Genomic DNA, 16572 nt, shown 5'->3' with positions numbered 1-16572 from the left:
CTCACGGGTTTTGGTCTGTGCTCAATGTACAGACCAAAACGCAACTGATAGTACGTTACTTCTGCGTAAACTTCATATCAATCAATGCAATGGCTTTCTCAATTGCACGCTTGGTTACCGGATCAGCGCCCGCAGGATGTGAAGCGAAATCAATAGCTTTGAGTTGATGAGACATCTTATCCCGCACTTCGGTGGGCGCAATAATATCAATCACATCAAGAATTTGTTTGATAACCAATTGGCAGGCAACCAGATCGGAGACCAGTTCTTGGTCATTAGTGAACATTTCGGACATGAATATTTCCTTCACAATAATATCGCGCAAGGATATCACGCTCATGAACATATTTCTTTAGCCGACCGTGTCATGTTCACGGTTTATCGGTCAGGATTATCGTTGACTAATGAACAACCTATAGAGGTAGCTCAGTGCATTAAATCATCAACTGAAGCCTTTACTGGGGATAAAAAAGATCAATGCGAGGCGAAGAATGGGTCAATGATGCCAAAGGCAAAAAATAGATGTAAAAAAACCAGGTTTGATAGTTATCAATCACCTGGTTCGAAAGAGAAGTTACGACATATCTATTGATCACAATATTTCTAGTCTCACAGTTTATCACCTCCCACGTTTTTACCTTTATGCAGAACCATTACTGGCATTTTTAGAAAGACGGTTACACCCACAACCGCAATCAGAGTCATAATCACTGTTATCAACATGCGATCACCTCATCATTTTTGATTTCTATTTTTCCAAACTCAACCTTTTATCCTCGGGGTCTCCCCCTTTCAGATGACACTACCCTTTTACTATGGCACCAGAAAGCTCTTTTGCAAACACGTCTTGAAAAGACTTCATGATATATTTACTGCAATTAAAGCTAATTTGGTGTTTTGTGTTGTTAGATTCAACTTGTGTATACTGCACTCCCCCTAACCAGAAAAAACAGACTAAATAATGTCACAAGAAAATCATCTCGCGTTAGTCTGCGCCCTCAGTAAATGGGTCGAAACCCATCTGGGGCGAGTCATCTACCTTGAAGAGTTAGCCGCGTACTCAGGCTACTCGCTCTGGCATATGCAGAAAATATTTAAAGAAGTGACAGGGGTGTCATTAGGTAAATATATTCGGGAAAGGCGCTTAGCGGGAGCTGTCTATCAACTGCGAAGCAGTGACAGCACTATTTTCGATATTGCTTTGGATTTTGGCTTTGGCTCACAGTCACACTTTACTTACATGTTCAGAAAACGTTACGGCATAACCCCGTATGACTTCCGACAAAATACAGATATTGACCTCAATATCGCTTTGCCCTTGCATACCACTCACCAGAAACTGGCGTAATCCGCACAATACTATTATTCGCCTGAATGCTTACATACGCTAACCGGCGAATATATTCTCAGTTCTTTTTGTAGCAACTCTGCACATCAATGGTTTGTATTTCGTTGCGCTGGCGGTCCGCCATATAGGTCATCACAAACATGGTGCTAACCACAATAAGTGCCGCCAAAAGTAAACCAATCAGTGCAATGACTTTATTGTCATCAAACAAACTCTTATCCATACATTCTCCCTAATTTCTATGGCGCATCAAATTAACCATAGGATCACAACCAACGTGGTTGCGATCAGCAAACATGATGTTGTCAGTAAAACCACGAGCGCAAATTGCGCGTCGCCAATACCCGTCGAATAGTCACTATTCTGGGTGATATTTTCTCGTTTTTTCAAAGCAATACCTACTGGCAAAAAAACACCAGCCGTAACCCTGCATAAGAAAAATCGCGTTTTATTGGGCGCATTTTTATCACTAATCATGCTAGCGCTAGCCTGATAGCAGGCTTTCCCAACGCGATCCTGTCGTAGTCTGTGTTATAGATCAAGCCCACCCATTGTAAAAATAGGGGGATACACCAAACACATTAAGATAGATAATGTATTGCACGTCATAGGCCGGGCTTAGGGTTCCCCGCCTATTATCACTCAATATCGTCAAGCTTATCACACGGTAATAATACCTGTCGCAAGACTGTATAGCGCCGCGACAGCTGCAATAAGCGCCACAGCGAAAGCACATTGTTCAATAGCCGAGAAGACTAATTTTTTCTGCTCACGTTTTGCGATAATAAACAGCAAAGTTCCTGGACCGTATATCACCGCCGACAATAATATGTATTTCACCCCCCCGGCGTACACCATCAATACGGCGTAAAAAGTGGCTATCAACGCAATAATAAAGTCTTTCTTATGGTCTTTCGACCCCAAGGAATATGTCTCTCGGGTCCAGGCCAATTTCAAGCCATAGGCAGCAACCAGGAGATAGGGAATCAGAACCAGTGAGCTGGTTAACTCAAGGGCGAGTTGGAAAGCATATTCGGTGAAAAGCGTAACAATTAAGAATAATTGAATGAAAATATTGGACATCCAAACCGCAGCGGAGGGCACTCCATGTTTATTCTCGGTTGCTAAGACACTCGGCATTATATTACTTTTTGCGGCACAATAGAGTGCTTCGGCCGCCAGCAGAGTCCATGATAAATAGGCCCCCATCACTGAGATGATCAATCCAATACTGATAAATATGGCACCCCACCGGCCAACAATATGCTCTAACACACCCGCCATGGACGGTTGACGTAAAGCAGCCAAATCAGGGCGCAGCAGTACACCATAGGAAAGCATGGTCACTAACACCAGCAGACATAAAACACCGATAAAACCTAAAACGGTCGCTATGCCAACGTGTTTTCTTTCTTTGGCATAGCGGGAATAAACACTTGCACCTTCAATACCGACAAAAACAAATACCGTCACCAACATAGTACTGCGAACTTGAGAAAACAGAGACTCAGTACCTGCGCCTATTTCCAAGGCCGCATGACCGGTATAACCATAATCATCCAGATGAGAGAGATCGCCCACAGCTCCCAGAGACTGAGCCCCCCAAAAATTTAATGCGAAGGTATCGGTGTGGAAGGCAAATGCTAAAACAATAATAAAAATAAATATTGGAATAACTTTAGCAAAAGTTGCAATGGTATTAATCGTCGCGGCCTCTTTGATGCCGCGTAGCACCATAAAATGGAAGCTCCACAAAATAAATGAGGCAATTAAAACAGCAGATAAAGTATTGCCGTCTCCAAATAGTGGAAAGAATGCCCCGAGTGTTGATTTGATCAAAACAAAATAAGAGACACTGCCGATACATGCACCAGCCCAGAAACCGATAGCCGACGCAAAACCGGCATAGTCACCAAATCCGGTTTTAGCATAAATATAAACACCAGAATCGAGTTCAGGTTTACGTTGTGCCAATGTCTGGAAAACAAAGGCCAGCGTCAGCATCCCTCCCCCGGCAATAATCCAGGCAATGAGTGCACCAAAACCCCCGGTGGCTCGGCCAAATGTTGCCGGTAAAGAAAAAATACCTGCACCTATCATTGAACCGACGACCAGCGAAGTTAATGACCACAGTGATAATTTTTTATGTGCGGAGGTCGCCATATTCATGTCCCTTTACATGAGTTAATCCCATGTAAACCAGATTAACCTAATAAAAGCTTAAGACTAGATGCTATTCAGCGAAAATGTGAGCTTTCGTCAAAAGCTCAATATTCATAGTTTGAGTATAGCAAGCATAAATAATGCACGTAGCCATCGTAAAAATGGTGTCGTGCATTTGTGTCTTGCTAGGCTACATTGTGGCAGCGCTATTCACACAGAGTGCGAGCGCCATAAGATTTTATCTGTCTATATTGATCTTCGAGACAATTTAGCTCATTAAACTTTTAGTTAAATAATAACGATGATACTCATCCACGACATTTTCTAGCGCCATCTGCAATTGATAGCCATGTTTTTCATAGAAAGGCCGCGCCTGAAAACTAAATGTATCGACTTGGGCGAATTTACATCCCCGGTGTATCGCCTCCTGCTCAACTGCCTGCATCAATTTACTGCCTGCCCCGGAATGACGTAATGTCTCGGATACCCACAGCAATTCTATACTAAGATAATTACCTAATGTATAAGCAGTAATGCCGCCTAACTTTTCACCGTGCTCACCTGTTATAAACACCGCTATTGGCTTACGACCGTTATCACCGACAAAATTGCGATTAAAAGCTTTCAACCCTGCCATTATCTCTGCGACATCTTCACTAGTAGGAGTATCCGTCATCGTCAACTTCATGTTCATTGTCCTCGCTATGAAATCACTAACACCACTCGATTTTATCTTTGCTTCTGGCATATTCTCAAAGATAAGAATTTTATTATCGGTTAATAACTGGCAAAATAAACGCTATTAAGAACTATTTCGATTTATGATGTCACAAACCGATTTCCTTATTTTGTGTCGTCATTTCCCTCTGTAATTGTAAGGATGTCTGATGCTCCGCCGTTTTTTTTCATATTACACCCCGTACAAAGGGCTTTTCTATCTGGATTTTGGCTGTGCTATTTTGGCCGGTCTGCTGGAACTGAGCTTCCCGATGGCGGTAAAGCTGTTCATTGATAAGCTGCTCCCTAACCAAGACTGGGTGTTGATAGTCTGGGCTGCAACGGGCCTGCTAATGATTTATCTCCTGAATACAGCGCTCATGGCAATAGTTAACTATTGGGGACATGCTCTCGGTGTCGGTATTGAAACCGATATGCGTCGCCAGGCATTTAGTCATCTGCAAAAGTTATCGTTTAGCTATTACGACAATATGAAGACCGGCCATATCATCACCCATGTTACGAAAGATTTAGAGGAAGTTGGGGAAATTGCGCATCATGGCCCGGAAGATCTTTTTATTGCAGTGATGACTTTTATTGGTGCCTTTATCCTGATGGCGTCCGTTCATCTACCACTGGCCATGCTCACTATTGTTATAGTGCCGTTTATGACCTATCTGGTCAGCCGTTATGGCGCACAAATGACAGATACCTGGCGGCGGCTCTTTGGTCAGGTAGGGAATTTTAATGCCCGGATTGAAGAAAGTATTGGGGGCATTCGTGTTGTAAAAGCGTTCGCAAACGAATCCCACGAGAAGAAATTATTCGCCAAAGATAACGAAAACTATCGTACGACGAAGCTGAAGGCTTACCGCATCATGACCACCAGCATGACCATGAGCTATCTCAGCACCCGTCTGGTGCAGTTGATTGTGATGGTCGTCGGTACCTGGTATGTCGTTCATGATCAGTTGAGCTATGGTGGTTTTGTCGGTTTTCTATTGCTGGTTGAAGTTTTTTTCCGCCCAGTCGCGAAAATAACCTCAGTTCTGGAAAGTTACCCGAAAGGAATCGCGGGGTTTAAGCGATTCACTCAATTGATTGATACCTTGCCCGATATTGTCGATCAACCAGATGCCCGACCAGTCGGGCATCTTAGAGGCGATATTTGCTACCAAAATGTCAGTTTCGGCTATTCACCGCAGAGCAAAATCTTTACTCACTTGAATCTACAAATCCGCGCGGGCGAAACCGTCGCATTCGTCGGGCCATCGGGGGCCGGCAAAACCACATTGTGCTCATTACTCCCCCGCTTCTATGAACTTGATGACGGAGCAATCACCATTGATGGGATCAATATCCGTGATATGACTCAGCAATCATTGCGCAATAATATTGGTATAGTTCAGCAAGATGTTTTCTTATTTGGCGGTTCTATCCGCGAAAATATTGCCTATGGCAAGTTGGATGCCAGTGATGACGAAATCATGGCGGCGGCGCGACAAGCCCGTTTAGATGAGCTGATTGAAAGCCTGCCTGATGGCCTGGATACCGTGGTCGGTGAGCGCGGCGTAAAATTATCGGGTGGGCAGAAACAGCGCCTTTCTATTGCGCGTATTTTCCTGAAAAACCCGCCGATTTTGATTCTGGATGAAGCAACATCTGCATTGGATACGGCGACTGAACAAGCTATTCAGTTGGCATTGACTGAATTATCACAAGGGCGCACCACCCTGGTGATTGCGCACCGTTTAGCCACGATTCAAAATGCTGACCGCATCATTGTGGTCGATAAAGAAGGTATTGTTGAACAAGGTAACCACCACGAACTGCTCGCCCGGAAAGGGGCTTATGCCAAATTGCATAATGCTCAGTTCAGTGCAGCTTGATACACAGTAAAAACCCACCCGCAGATGGGCTCGAATGGTAAACTGGAGGAAAATTCAGCCCAAGCCATTCCATCGCGGGCTTAAATAGGGTACAAGGACGCCATGAAAATTCCAAAACGAATCCAACCGCTGGTTGATGACGGCTTGGTTGACGAAGTCATCCGTCGTTTAAAAAGTGGCAAAGAAGCAGATGTCTATGTTGTCCGTTGTGGGCAGGATATCCGCTGCGCTAAAGTTTACAAAGAAGCAGAGAACCGCAATTTTAAGCAAGCGGTTCAGTATCAAGAAGGTCGCAAGGTGCGTAATAGCCGCGATGCGCGCGCCATGGCGAAAGGGTCTAAGTTTGGCCGTAAGCAGCAAGAAGAAACCTGGCAAACCGCCGAGGTGGATGCATTGTACTTGTTAGCCAATGCTGGCGTTCGCGTGCCACAACCCTATGCCTGCCTCGATGGGGTGTTGCTAATGGAACTGGTCACCGATGAAGACGGCCTTGCCGCCCCGCGGCTCAGTGATGTCCCATTTAGCAAAGAACAAGCCCTGATTGACCATGCCATAATGATCCGTTATGTCGTTCGGATGCTGTGCGCGGGCCTGGTTCATGGTGACTTATCGGAATTTAATGTCTTAATCGATAAAGACGGCCCGGTGATTATCGATTTACCGCAAGCCGTTAATGCCGCAGCGAATAACCATGCTAAGGCCATGTTGGAGCGAGATGTGGCGAATATGACGCATTATTATGGTCAATACGCCCCTGAATTGCTTGGCACTAAATATGCTAAAGAGATGTGGGCGCTCTATGAGGATGGTAAATTACATCCTGAAACTCCATTAACCGGTGAGTTTGCTGAGAGCACTCAGGCTGTCGATGTTGAGGGGGTACTCGAGGAGATTCAGGCCGTCATCGCTGAAGAACAAGAACGTCTGCGTGAAGCGCAAGATCACACAAACTAAGTGAGATTAAGGCAAGATATCGCCTTTTAACTCGAGCAATCATCACACCTGCTATTGGCATTTGTGGGGCAGTCATACCTTCTCCCTGCCCCACATTTATTGATAGGGTTGTCACCCATTAATTCAGTGCCACTGCTTCAACCCGGTTTTTCCCTGCAGTTTTCGCCCGGTATAGTGCTTTATCTGCAGCCTCTGACAAATCTGTCGCCGACAGATGCTCACCAGGTTCAGAGACTGATGCCACGCCCACACTGATAGTCACTCGCCCATGGGGTGACATGCCGTGGGGAATATCCAGTTCTTCAATAGAATGGCGCATGCGTTCGGCAACCGCCTTTGCATCTGGCAAAGTGCTTGGTGCGAGCAAGACAATAAACTCCTCACCACCATAGCGAGCCAGAATATCTGAGCCGCCACGAATAGATTTTGATAACGTTTCAACAATGGATTTCAAGCAAACATCCCCCATGGCATGGCCATAGAGATCGTTAAAGCTTTTAAAATTGTCAAAATCAATCATCAACACAGACAGAGTCCCCCCTTCAGTACAATTTTGCTGCCAAATATGTTGATAAATATCATCAAAGTGACGGCGATTTGCCACCCCCGTTAGCACATCTGTTTGTGACAATGCTTTTAGGATAGATTCAGACTGTTTAAGTTCTGTAATATCAAAAAACGAGCCATACCAAATGACCGAGCCGTCATCCTTACTGGTTGGGAAAGACTCACCATGGAGCCAATGCGTCCCCTTTCCCGGTAGGATCACACGGAAGTCACAACTCCAAACGGATAAATTCTGCTGGGATGTGATAACAGCTTGTTTTAGCATTTCCCTATCATCAGTATGGATACGGCTAAATAGTGGGTTATTCTCTTGTGGTACGTATAAAACATCAGCAGGTGTAAGGTCAAATATTTGCCTTATCCCTTCGCTGCAATAACTAAAATAAGACTCGCCATCCGAATTTAAATAGTATGCATAGATCATCGCTGGCAAGTTTTTAGTTAACCTGTCCATCATCTGCTGACTTTTTTCCAGTTCTATCAATAAGGATTTTCTTTCCGACACATCCGCAATCACACTGATATACCCCATAACGTTACCACTATCAGAGGTTATTTCATGGACACTCAATGTGCCCCAGAAACGGCTACCATCCTTACGTTGATAACACCACTCATTGGCTTCACGCCGATTAAGTAATAAATAGTCCAGATCAACTTGAGATTCACCATTTTCAGGGATATATAATATGTTTGATATCGGTTTCCCTAAGACTTCATCTTTAGAGTAACCAAACATTCTCTCTGCGCCCACATTATATATCGTGATGCAGTTATCTAAGTCTGTCGTAATAATAGCAATTTGCTTTTCGGCATTCAGTAATACGTCCAACTGAAGAGTAGATAATTCATTTTTCCCATTCTCTCTCTTCACTGGTTCACCTTTGGGGTGTTTACCAAATACCTTCTTGGAAAGAAACCCCAAGCAGCTATGATAAAAAGAAAATAAAGACATAAATATAAATCACCTATTATTCAGAGTAAAAATAAAATGTAAAAGTAAAATTAACTAACTTGACTGGTTCTTTAATAACACGTCTAATTATAACACATGATAATGGGTCAGTGTAGATCCGCGCTAGCGGAGGTGTTCAGACAACTACCACCCTATAAGCATAAGATAGTTTTATTTATCCGCTTGCTATTAGCTCGCTAATGGTGATTCTCACTATTATTCATCAATAACTATTAACCATTCATACCACCACGTCTACCAAAATAAGCCACACAGCAAACAACTCACCGCCTATTATAAAAATCAGTCATATAGGTACATCACCATGAAAAATCAATAACACTACGGTTTAATTCATACCATTTAAACCGGAACAAACCTGGCAGGATATAGCTTTATAGCCCATGCTAAATAACGAGAAAAAGTGCTCATCATACATTAATAATGTTCTATGAAATTTAACAAATATCTAAGGAAATAACTATGACCTATCAATCATTGCCTGGCATTGCTATTGCAACTCTCTTAGTCACAATAATGACTCCCGTATTCGCCTCTTACACCACACCAAAAGACATGACCTGCAAAGAATTTCTTGATCTTAATCCTAAAAGTATGACGCCCGTGGCGTTCTGGATACTGAATGAAGATACTCAGTATAAAAAAGGCGACAATGTCGATTTTCAGGAAGTCGATACTGTATATACCCCTAAAGTCATTGATATCTGTAAAAAATCACCCGATAAAAAAATATCTGACATGAAAACAGATATTCTGGCAGCGGCCAAGAAATAAATGTCATATCATTCAAAGCCCCACCTTAATGAGGAGGGGCTATCTGTTGTGTTTAGTTATTATTATTTTGGAGTGATGATGCTAAAGAAGAAAATGATGTGGGTGTCGTTGTTGCTATTACCACTCGGTCCAGCTTGGGCTGTCAATTGTCAAAATGCCGTAACACAGCAAGATATGAACCAATGTGCGACTTTAGATTATAAAAAAGCCGATGCTGAACTTAATCGCACTTATAAAGAAGTTCTTGCCAAAATATCTGTCGGCCAAAGGCCATTATTAAAAAGTGCGCAGCTGACCTGGATAAAATACCGTGATGCGGACTGTACTTTCCAGTCATCAGCTACCGAAGGGGGTTCAGTACATCCGATGATCATTTCTGCGTGCTTGACCCATAAAACTGAAGAGCGCACCAGCCAACTGAAATCATTCTTAAATTGTTCTGAAGGTGACTTAAGTTGCCCGCTGTAGTATCACTCAGACATAGGCGTTCGCTATGATTGGCATTGCCGCATTAGCGAGGGTGTTACCCCATATGCAGCTTTAAAACAGTTGCTAAAATGGCTGGCAGAGCTAAACCCGCACGCCAAAGCAATATGAATCAATGGCATCAAGCTGTGCCTTATTAATTGTTCTGCGCGATATAAACGAGCTTTTAACACAAACTGGTGTGGTGCCAACCCAGTACTTTGTTTGAACATCCGTGCAAAATGGAATTCACTCAGCCCAGCCTGTTCAGCAAGGTCTGATAATAACAGCGGCTGTGCAAGGTCGCTGTCGATATATTCCTTTACCCGCTTTAATACGACTGGGGCCAAGCCTCCGCGAACAGCAGGAATAGCCCACTGCAACTGGGTGTAGTTTTTGAGTAAATGGGTCATCAGCAAAGTAGCAGCGCTGCTGAGCGCCAAATGATTGGATTGCTCCTGCCAATCACAATTCAGTAAAAATTGCCGATATAACAGTGTTATTTGCGGATCTTCGGCAAAAATACGTTCATCAACTTGAACGGATTGAGGGCTACGCTCCCAGATCTGTTCTGCCAATTGGCGCAAATGGTTATCGGTGCAATACAAATGCACAAATGACAAATCGTCTCTGACATCCCAACTCGATAAACTGCCCTTTGGCATAATGCAAAAACGATCCGGCCCCCCACCATTTTTCCACCCCGCCCGCGTTTTGTGATAACACTCATAGCCATCTGCGACATACAAACTCAGGGTGTGGTGATCCGGGCTTTCTTGTGTAATACAGTCATCACGATTGGACCAGGCCGCCAATTGAATACCCGAGCCGAGTTGCACACAATCATGCAAGCGAGCTTTATGTTCTCTAAGGGTTTCAAAGGCTTGATAGCGTTCCAACATCGCACTGACTTCCTGTGGTAAAGCTGATGGCCTCAGTTTAATGACTTGCTGTGCCGCAAACCATATTTTCCAGTTATTTCTCGCAAAAATGCGCAAGATTTTGCAACTCACCGCAAGCCTCTGAAAGCCGCATTTGCCTGCTGGGTAGATACTGATGTTTTGAGAAGTGATGAGAATTAACCATGAACGCGCTGCTTTATTTATTAGTTGTCCTGATTTGGGGAACAACATGGATTGCGATCACCCTGCAACAACAAGGGAGTGTTGCTATTACGGTATCTATATTTTATCGGTTCGCATTAGCAGCCGGTGTCATGATGATTATTTTACTGCTTGTTCGCCGCTTACGTCATCTCGCCTTACGTGATCATCTCTTTTGTGTTGCCCAAGGGTTTTGTGTCTTTGCTTTTAACTTCTACTGTTTTTATCATGCGGCGGCATATATTAGCAGCGGTCTGGAATCGGTTATTTTCTCTATGGCGGTCCTGTTTAATGCCATTAACGGCATGATATTCTTTCGCCAACGCCTGAGCCCTAACCTACTCCCTGCCAGTATGTTGGGGATGATAGGTATTGTGGCCCTATTCTGGCAAGATCTCACCGCCGCTCAAATAGCCCCCGAATTACTGAAAGGCATTGGCCTGAGCTTGCTGGGAACTTACGGTTTCTCTCTGGGTAACATGATAAGCAGCCGCCACCAACGCCGAGGGTTGGATATTCTATCAACCAATGCTTATGCCATGACTTATGGTGCTGTATTAATGGGGCTTTTCAGCCTTATTCAACATCACTCATTCACGATTGAACTGACGTCAAGTTACCTTGGCTCATTGTTGTATTTAGCTATTTTCGGCTCTGTCATTGCCTTTGCCGCTTATTTCAGTTTGATTGGCCGCATCGGGGCCAGTGGCGCGGCATACAGCACCTTGCTGTTCCCGCTGGTTGCACTCACCATCTCAACATTTTACGAAGGCTATCACTGGCACCTGAATGCCATCATCGGTTTACTGCTCATTCTATTCGGTAATTTGGTGATGTTCTCCAAGCCGGGTTGGGTGCAATCCTGGATTAAGCGAGCATCATTCAGCGGTCATTGATCAGATTAAAGAATTGCCGGGTTCGGGCATGGCGCGGCGTGACCAAAATATCCTGTGGCACGCCGTCATCGCCGATTTTCCCTGTTCCATAAAAATCATCCTATCGGCGATATCTCGGGCAAAATGCATTTCATGGGTCACCAGTAGCAGGGGCATTTAATGAGACGCTCAATATCCCACTCAGAGATAAAGCTTTACTCAGTTTCATGTATATTTACCCGGCAAGCAATAAATTAAGTTTTCAATCAGAAGATTATCTGTCTTTTTGATGAAATCTTTTTTAGAACTCGATATTAAATAAGCATTAATATTTAATGATGAATAAATTCAATCCCATATAGCCCGCCAATGGCATTTATTGTTTCCAGTAAATGCGCGCCATCAGCCTGGGATGCACTACCAGCCTCGCCCTTGGATACAAAGGCTGGCTGCCACCAGGAAAGTCCGGTAAACCATGCCGTAATTTTAGCCATTACTGCCTCCAGGTTATTGAGTAAAACGAGTCGAACTGCTGATTTAAGAGTAAACGCTGAACCATGCAATAAATGAAATAAGCATTATTGCTTTCAATATAAAAAATTTAGCTATTAAAAAAACCATTTGGCAAAATTATCATTTTGGGGATGCCAGCCATGCGCTAAGGCGTTATATTGAATTCAAATTTATCTTAAATAGATAACGCCCAGAAGGAGTTCCGCATGTTTGTTGTCAGCCTGACTTACCATCAACCTATCGACGTCGTAGAAGCCCTGACTGAAAGCCATAAAGATTGGTTGAAAAAATATTATGCACAGGGTGTTTTTATCGCCTCTGGCCGTAAAGTTCCGCGCACCGGTGGCATTATTTTGGCAAAAAGTATAGATCGTGAAGCGTTAGATAAAATATTGGCAGAAGATCCGTTTAATGCCGTGGCTGATTATAGTGTGACCGAGTTTGTCCCTTCCATGGCTATCGAGTCACTTGAAGCATTAAAAACGTTGTAAGAGATTGATGTTAAATACAAAAACAGCCATGGTTAAGCTATGGCTGTTTTGGCGTATCGACCGATCATGATGCGGCCCGCTGTTGCCGCTTCTGCATAATCCGGTGCAAGTTTTCCTCAAGCCAGACCGCTAACCCTTCGACTTGCTCCTGAACCTCTTTTCCCAGTGGGGTCAGCTTATATTCCACATGAGGGGGGACAACCGGATAGGCAATACGGTCAACAAAGCCGTCCTCTTCGAGGTTTTGCAAAGTTTGCGCCAGCATTTTTTCACTGACACCCCCAATCTTTCTTCTCAAGGCACTAAAACGCAGAGTTTCATTACTCAAAGCAATGAGTACCAACACTCCCCAGCGGCTGGTGACGCGCTTGAGCACGTCTCTTGATGGGCAATCTACATTGAGTAACTCACCCCGCCGGACTTGTTCTGGAAACGAAAGAATACCCGTTAAATTTTGCGACTCTATTATTTTCATACTAACCTTTTTGTACGTACTTACTTAAAGTTAGTATATTGCATATGATGATCTTCAGGGCGAGTTTTTCGCGAATAAAACCACTTTATTTCTGCTCGTCACTCGTTATCTTCCTACTCTATTTGGAGCGTCATAATGATCGCAGTAACCGGTGCTACAGGCCAACTAGGCCGCCTTGTTATCAATGCATTACTTAAAAAAGTCCCTGCCCGTGAAATTATTGCCGCAGTCCGCAGCCCTGAAAAAGCCGGTGATTTGGCCGCATTAGGGATTCAGGTACGTCAAGCGGATTATAGCCAACCCACCACACTAGAGGCGGCATTCCAAGGGGTTGATAAACTGTTGTTAATCTCATCAAGTGAAGTAGGACAACGTATTGCCCAACATACCGCGGTAATTAATGCCGCCAAACATGCGGGCGTCAAATTGTTGGCTTATACCAGCTTACTGCACGCAGATAAAAGTCCCCTTGGATTAGGCGAAGAACACCGCGCCACAGAAACACTTTTGCGTGAATCAGGTCTGCCGGTGGTATTGTTGCGAAATGGCTGGTACACCGAAAACTATGCCGCAAGCATTGCACCGGCACTGGCTCATGGTGCATTTATTGGTGCTGTTGGGGATGGGCGTATCGCCTCTGCCACTCGTGAAGATTACGCGCAGGCCGCCGCAGAAGTGCTAACTCAAGAAAATCAAGCCGGTAAAGTGTATGAATTAGCCGGTGATGACAGTTATTCACTGGTTGAATTCTCTGCAGAAATTGCGCGCCAATCGGGTCAGCCAGTAATATACAAAAATTTGTCTGAAGCTGACTTTAAACAAGCACTGATCAGCGCGGGTTTGCCGGAAGGTTTTGCCAGTTTGTTAGCGGATTCTGATGCGGGTGCGGCTCAAGGTGGGCTATTTGATGATAGTCATACATTGAGCAAACTTATTGGTCGCCCAACCACGCCTTATGCGAAAGTCATTGCTACAACACTGGCTGCAAGCTAAGTCTTGTCGCCAGCGTTTTTAACCGGTATCCGTTGAGTTACCGGTTTCATCCAACGAGATCATTATTTGTCTTATGATTTGGCTGCATCCAATGCCTGAGTCAAATCATTGAGAATATCGTCAATGTGTTCAATACCAATCGACAATCTCACCATATCCCGCGGCACCCCCGCTTTGATAAGTTCCTCATCATTGAGCTGCCGGTGAGTGGTTGAGGCCGGATGGCACGCCAATGATTTAGCATCACCGATATTCACCAACCGCACGATCAAATTCAGCGCATCAATAAATCGCCCCCCCGCGGCCTGACCACCATAAATACCGAATGATAATATCGCCGCAGGTTTGCCGCCAAAATAGCGCTGGGCTAACTCATGCTCGGGATGGTCGGGCAAGCCGGCGTATTTAACCCAACTGACTTGTGGGTGATTTTTCAGATAATGGGCCACTTTTAGCGCATTTTCAGTATGGCGTTCCATCCGTAAAGCCAAGGTTTCCAGCCCCTGCAAAATCAGGAATGCATTGAAGGGTGACAGTGCCGCACCGGTATTTCTCAGCGGTACGACTCGGCAACGACCAATATAAGCTGCTGCACCGAATTGTTCGGTATAAGTCACGCCGTGATAAGACGGATCGGGGGTATTCAATTGGGCAAAACGATCCGGATATTGCGCCCACGGAAACTTGCCGGAATCCACCACAATCCCGCCAATACTGGAACCATGGCCACCAATGTATTTAGTTAATGAATGAACAATAATATCAGCACCATGCTCAAATGGCCGACAGAGAATAGGTGTCGCGACCGTATTATCGACAATCAGTGGCACGCCATGCCGATGGGCGGCATCAGCCAATTTTTTCAAATCAACAATATTGCCCGCGGGGTTACCAATAGATTCACAAAAAACCGCTTTTGTTCGGTCATCAATCAAAGCTTCTAAAGCATCAATATCATCATGATCGGCAAATCGGGTTTCTATCCCATAACGTGGCAAAGTATGAGCCAACAGGTTGTAAGTTCCGCCATACAACTTTGCGACTGACACAATGTTATCGCCCGTTTCGGCAATAGTCTGGATAGCATAAGTAATCGCCGCCATGCCTGATGCCACCGCCAGTGCGGCAATTCCCCCTTCCAGGGCAGCAACCCGTTGTTCTAACACATCATTAGTCGGGTTCATAATCCGTGAGTAAATATTGCCTGCAACTTTTAAATCAAATAAATCAGCGCCATGCTGGGTATCATCAAAGGCAAAAGAAGAAGTCTGATAAATAGGCACAGCAACAGCCTTGGTGGTGGGATCTGGTGAATAACCTGCATGAATAGATAATGTTTCTAATTTCATTTTTAATCCTTGGTATAGATAACAATGTCGATAGCTATGTACTGGCCCACAGTGGAACAGAACCACTGATTAGACAGATGATTTACTCAAGATAGACAATATTAAGAGATTCACAATAGAGGAATTAATGAGCGATACATACATACAGAATGAATTATTTAGTTATTAATTAAAAATTATCGATATAACGCGGCTAAGTCTTTTATTGTTCACCCCGCTTCTTTGCATCTTTCTCTACCGATAACTTTCTCTTCTGACAAATTGAAGTGGCACACTAAATTTGGCCACCTGAATAGAGGTGATATCATCGCCTCATAGTCAAAATAGGTGACACAATGAACTGAAGTCATAGGCGTAATTTTAGCCCTGAGTTCAAACTCGAATCCGCTCAGTTAGTCCTTGATCGGCATTACACTGTGACCGCCGACACCTCGCCGATGACACCGAACAAATTGAGATTCGCCAACTCAAGAAAAAACAACAATATACTGGAATGTAAAGGGATATATTAAAAAAGGCTACCGCGCTCTTGTTGTCAGACTGCCTGAACAATTCTCAATGGTACGTATCACTTACCACCTCAAAAGGAATCCCTACACAATAGTCTCGTATACTGAACCTTGAATAAACACCTATGATTTAATCACTTTTATTTATGGCTGATTTTATGTGTGGACGATTTACACAAATCACAGCCCGTTTCTATTTCCTTGAGTTTTTTGGTTATGGTTAAAAAACAGTGAATTAATCAACGGGGATCAGGTCAAAACAGCTCTGGGGTGGTGACTAAACGTGTTAAATATTGTGCAAAAGTAGGCCAAGGGATCGGGGAATTATGGTGTAAAAGTGCACCACCCTGATTATTGATAAACTCTCCGTTTTTACGGAGATTTCCTTGGATGCTGTGCATGGAAACCATA

At 44.1% G+C, this 16572-nt stretch carries 18 protein-coding genes and 1 pseudogene; 9 read left to right on the top strand and 10 right to left on the bottom strand.

The features are described 5' to 3' along the window. Positions 1 to 55: 55 nt before the first annotated feature. On the bottom strand, positions 56 to 295 hold the full coding sequence (locus ACNSO8_RS10780; protein ID WP_005170549.1) for a DUF2766 family protein: 240 nt from the start codon (positions 293 to 295) through the stop codon (positions 56 to 58). Positions 296 to 961: 666 nt separating this feature from the next. Here ACNSO8_RS10780 and ACNSO8_RS10775 point away from each other — a divergent pair. After that, complete coding sequence (locus ACNSO8_RS10775) at positions 962 to 1348, top strand: helix-turn-helix domain-containing protein (RefSeq protein ID WP_005158136.1); 387 nt, start codon at positions 962 to 964, stop codon at positions 1346 to 1348. 58 nt (positions 1349 to 1406) lie between these two features. Here ACNSO8_RS10775 and ACNSO8_RS10770 read toward each other — a convergent pair whose 3' ends face one another. From ACNSO8_RS10770 to ACNSO8_RS10755, 4 genes are all read right to left on the bottom strand, one after another. Beyond that, positions 1407 to 1571, bottom strand: coding sequence for a hypothetical protein (locus ACNSO8_RS10770; RefSeq protein ID WP_418394611.1), 165 nt, complete (start codon positions 1569 to 1571; stop codon positions 1407 to 1409). Positions 1572 to 1597: 26 nt separating this feature from the next. Beyond that, the gene (locus ACNSO8_RS10765; protein ID WP_418394613.1) at positions 1598 to 1825 is read right to left on the bottom strand and encodes a hypothetical protein; all 228 of its coding nucleotides are present in this window, start codon (positions 1823 to 1825) and stop codon (positions 1598 to 1600) included. A gap of 183 nt (positions 1826 to 2008) precedes the next feature. Further along, positions 2009 to 3511 (bottom strand): amino acid permease, encoded by a 1503-nt coding sequence (locus tag ACNSO8_RS10760; protein WP_418394610.1) that lies wholly within the window; start codon positions 3509 to 3511, stop codon positions 2009 to 2011. 268 nt (positions 3512 to 3779) lie between these two features. Next, a complete protein-coding gene (locus ACNSO8_RS10755; RefSeq protein ID WP_418394609.1) occupies positions 3780 to 4199 on the bottom strand; it encodes a GNAT family N-acetyltransferase in 420 nt (139 codons plus the stop codon). 199 nt (positions 4200 to 4398) lie between these two features. On the opposite strand from ACNSO8_RS10755, the gene ACNSO8_RS10750 reads away from it, so the two are divergent. Together ACNSO8_RS10750 and ACNSO8_RS10745 are read left to right on the top strand one after the other, a co-directional pair. Then, a complete protein-coding gene (locus ACNSO8_RS10750; protein WP_418394608.1) occupies positions 4399 to 6117 on the top strand; it encodes an ABC transporter ATP-binding protein in 1719 nt (572 codons plus the stop codon). Positions 6118 to 6219: 102 nt separating this feature from the next. Next, the gene (locus ACNSO8_RS10745) at positions 6220 to 7071 is read left to right on the top strand and encodes a PA4780 family RIO1-like protein kinase (RefSeq protein ID WP_418394607.1); all 852 of its coding nucleotides are present in this window, start codon (positions 6220 to 6222) and stop codon (positions 7069 to 7071) included. 118 nt (positions 7072 to 7189) lie between these two features. On the opposite strand, the gene ACNSO8_RS10740 is transcribed toward ACNSO8_RS10745, so the two are convergent. Then, on the bottom strand, positions 7190 to 8593 hold the full coding sequence (locus ACNSO8_RS10740) for a diguanylate cyclase (RefSeq protein ID WP_418394606.1): 1404 nt from the start codon (positions 8591 to 8593) through the stop codon (positions 7190 to 7192). Positions 8594 to 9076: 483 nt separating this feature from the next. Between ACNSO8_RS10740 and hdeB the strand changes: the two genes are divergently transcribed. Both hdeB and ACNSO8_RS10730 read left to right on the top strand, forming a co-directional pair. Beyond that, positions 9077 to 9388, top strand: coding sequence for an acid-activated periplasmic chaperone HdeB (gene hdeB, locus ACNSO8_RS10735; protein WP_418394605.1), 312 nt, complete (start codon positions 9077 to 9079; stop codon positions 9386 to 9388). A 78-nt stretch (positions 9389 to 9466) separates the two neighbouring features. Then, complete coding sequence (locus ACNSO8_RS10730; protein ID WP_418394604.1) at positions 9467 to 9856, top strand: lysozyme inhibitor LprI family protein; 390 nt, start codon at positions 9467 to 9469, stop codon at positions 9854 to 9856. Between the two features lie 23 nt (positions 9857 to 9879). On the opposite strand, the gene ACNSO8_RS10725 is transcribed toward ACNSO8_RS10730, so the two are convergent. Then, positions 9880 to 10755, bottom strand: a complete 876-nt coding sequence (locus tag ACNSO8_RS10725; RefSeq protein ID WP_418394612.1) for a helix-turn-helix domain-containing protein — start codon at positions 10753 to 10755, stop codon at positions 9880 to 9882. Positions 10756 to 10937: 182 nt separating this feature from the next. Here ACNSO8_RS10725 and ACNSO8_RS10720 point away from each other — a divergent pair, with 182 nt between their 5' ends. Continuing rightward, positions 10938 to 11852, top strand: a complete 915-nt coding sequence (locus ACNSO8_RS10720; protein WP_418394603.1) for a DMT family transporter — start codon at positions 10938 to 10940, stop codon at positions 11850 to 11852. A gap of 311 nt (positions 11853 to 12163) precedes the next feature. Here ACNSO8_RS10720 and ACNSO8_RS10715 read toward each other — a convergent pair whose 3' ends face one another. Next, positions 12164 to 12325, bottom strand: a complete 162-nt coding sequence (locus ACNSO8_RS10715) for a hypothetical protein (protein ID WP_418394602.1) — start codon at positions 12323 to 12325, stop codon at positions 12164 to 12166. Between the two features lie 225 nt (positions 12326 to 12550). On the opposite strand from ACNSO8_RS10715, the gene ACNSO8_RS10710 reads away from it, so the two are divergent. Then, a complete protein-coding gene (locus ACNSO8_RS10710) occupies positions 12551 to 12835 on the top strand; it encodes a YciI family protein (protein ID WP_418394601.1) in 285 nt (94 codons plus the stop codon). A 64-nt stretch (positions 12836 to 12899) separates the two neighbouring features. Here the strand turns inward: ACNSO8_RS10710 and ACNSO8_RS10705 are convergent, their stop codons facing one another. Then, on the bottom strand, positions 12900 to 13310 hold the full coding sequence (locus ACNSO8_RS10705; RefSeq protein WP_418394600.1) for a winged helix-turn-helix transcriptional regulator: 411 nt from the start codon (positions 13308 to 13310) through the stop codon (positions 12900 to 12902). 135 nt (positions 13311 to 13445) lie between these two features. Here ACNSO8_RS10705 and ACNSO8_RS10700 point away from each other — a divergent pair, with 135 nt between their 5' ends. Next, complete coding sequence (locus tag ACNSO8_RS10700) at positions 13446 to 14303, top strand: SDR family oxidoreductase (protein ID WP_418394599.1); 858 nt, start codon at positions 13446 to 13448, stop codon at positions 14301 to 14303. 71 nt (positions 14304 to 14374) lie between these two features. Here the strand turns inward: ACNSO8_RS10700 and ACNSO8_RS10695 are convergent, their stop codons facing one another. Next, positions 14375 to 15652, bottom strand: a complete 1278-nt coding sequence (locus tag ACNSO8_RS10695) for a bifunctional O-acetylhomoserine aminocarboxypropyltransferase/cysteine synthase (protein ID WP_418394598.1) — start codon at positions 15650 to 15652, stop codon at positions 14375 to 14377. Between the two features lie 350 nt (positions 15653 to 16002). Here ACNSO8_RS10695 and ACNSO8_RS10690 point away from each other — a divergent pair. Then, positions 16003 to 16216, top strand: a pseudogene (locus ACNSO8_RS10690) (IS3 family transposase); the annotation flags it as partial. Between the last annotated feature and the right edge of the window lie 356 nt (positions 16217 to 16572).

The organism is Yersinia sp. LJYL362, from assembly GCF_048323875.1.
Note: the sequence above shows the minus strand (reverse complement) of the source record. Positions and strands in the feature narration are given on the sequence as shown.

Coding starts and splice junctions, on each gene's coding strand:
- ACNSO8_RS10730 (WP_418394604.1), top strand. CDS start 9,467: ATGCTAAAGAAGAAAATGATGTGGGTGTCGTTGTTGCTATTACCACTC.
- ACNSO8_RS10780 (WP_005170549.1), bottom strand. CDS start 295: ATGTCCGAAATGTTCACTAATGACCAAGAACTGGTCTCCGATCTGGTT.
- ACNSO8_RS10770 (WP_418394611.1), bottom strand. CDS start 1,571: ATGGATAAGAGTTTGTTTGATGACAATAAAGTCATTGCACTGATTGGT.
- ACNSO8_RS10710 (WP_418394601.1), top strand. CDS start 12,551: ATGTTTGTTGTCAGCCTGACTTACCATCAACCTATCGACGTCGTAGAA.
- ACNSO8_RS10695 (WP_418394598.1), bottom strand. CDS start 15,652: ATGAAATTAGAAACATTATCTATTCATGCAGGTTATTCACCAGATCCC.
- ACNSO8_RS10740 (WP_418394606.1), bottom strand. CDS start 8,593: ATGTCTTTATTTTCTTTTTATCATAGCTGCTTGGGGTTTCTTTCCAAG.
- ACNSO8_RS10720 (WP_418394603.1), top strand. CDS start 10,938: ATGAACGCGCTGCTTTATTTATTAGTTGTCCTGATTTGGGGAACAACA.
- ACNSO8_RS10765 (WP_418394613.1), bottom strand. CDS start 1,825: ATGATTAGTGATAAAAATGCGCCCAATAAAACGCGATTTTTCTTATGC.
- ACNSO8_RS10750 (WP_418394608.1), top strand. CDS start 4,399: ATGCTCCGCCGTTTTTTTTCATATTACACCCCGTACAAAGGGCTTTTC.
- ACNSO8_RS10700 (WP_418394599.1), top strand. CDS start 13,446: ATGATCGCAGTAACCGGTGCTACAGGCCAACTAGGCCGCCTTGTTATC.
- ACNSO8_RS10705 (WP_418394600.1), bottom strand. CDS start 13,310: ATGAAAATAATAGAGTCGCAAAATTTAACGGGTATTCTTTCGTTTCCA.
- ACNSO8_RS10760 (WP_418394610.1), bottom strand. CDS start 3,511: ATGGCGACCTCCGCACATAAAAAATTATCACTGTGGTCATTAACTTCG.
- ACNSO8_RS10775 (WP_005158136.1), top strand. CDS start 962: ATGTCACAAGAAAATCATCTCGCGTTAGTCTGCGCCCTCAGTAAATGG.
- ACNSO8_RS10725 (WP_418394612.1), bottom strand. CDS start 10,755: ATGTTGGAACGCTATCAAGCCTTTGAAACCCTTAGAGAACATAAAGCT.
- ACNSO8_RS10715 (WP_418394602.1), bottom strand. CDS start 12,325: ATGGCTAAAATTACGGCATGGTTTACCGGACTTTCCTGGTGGCAGCCA.
- ACNSO8_RS10745 (WP_418394607.1), top strand. CDS start 6,220: ATGAAAATTCCAAAACGAATCCAACCGCTGGTTGATGACGGCTTGGTT.
- ACNSO8_RS10755 (WP_418394609.1), bottom strand. CDS start 4,199: ATGAAGTTGACGATGACGGATACTCCTACTAGTGAAGATGTCGCAGAG.
- hdeB (WP_418394605.1), top strand. CDS start 9,077: ATGACCTATCAATCATTGCCTGGCATTGCTATTGCAACTCTCTTAGTC.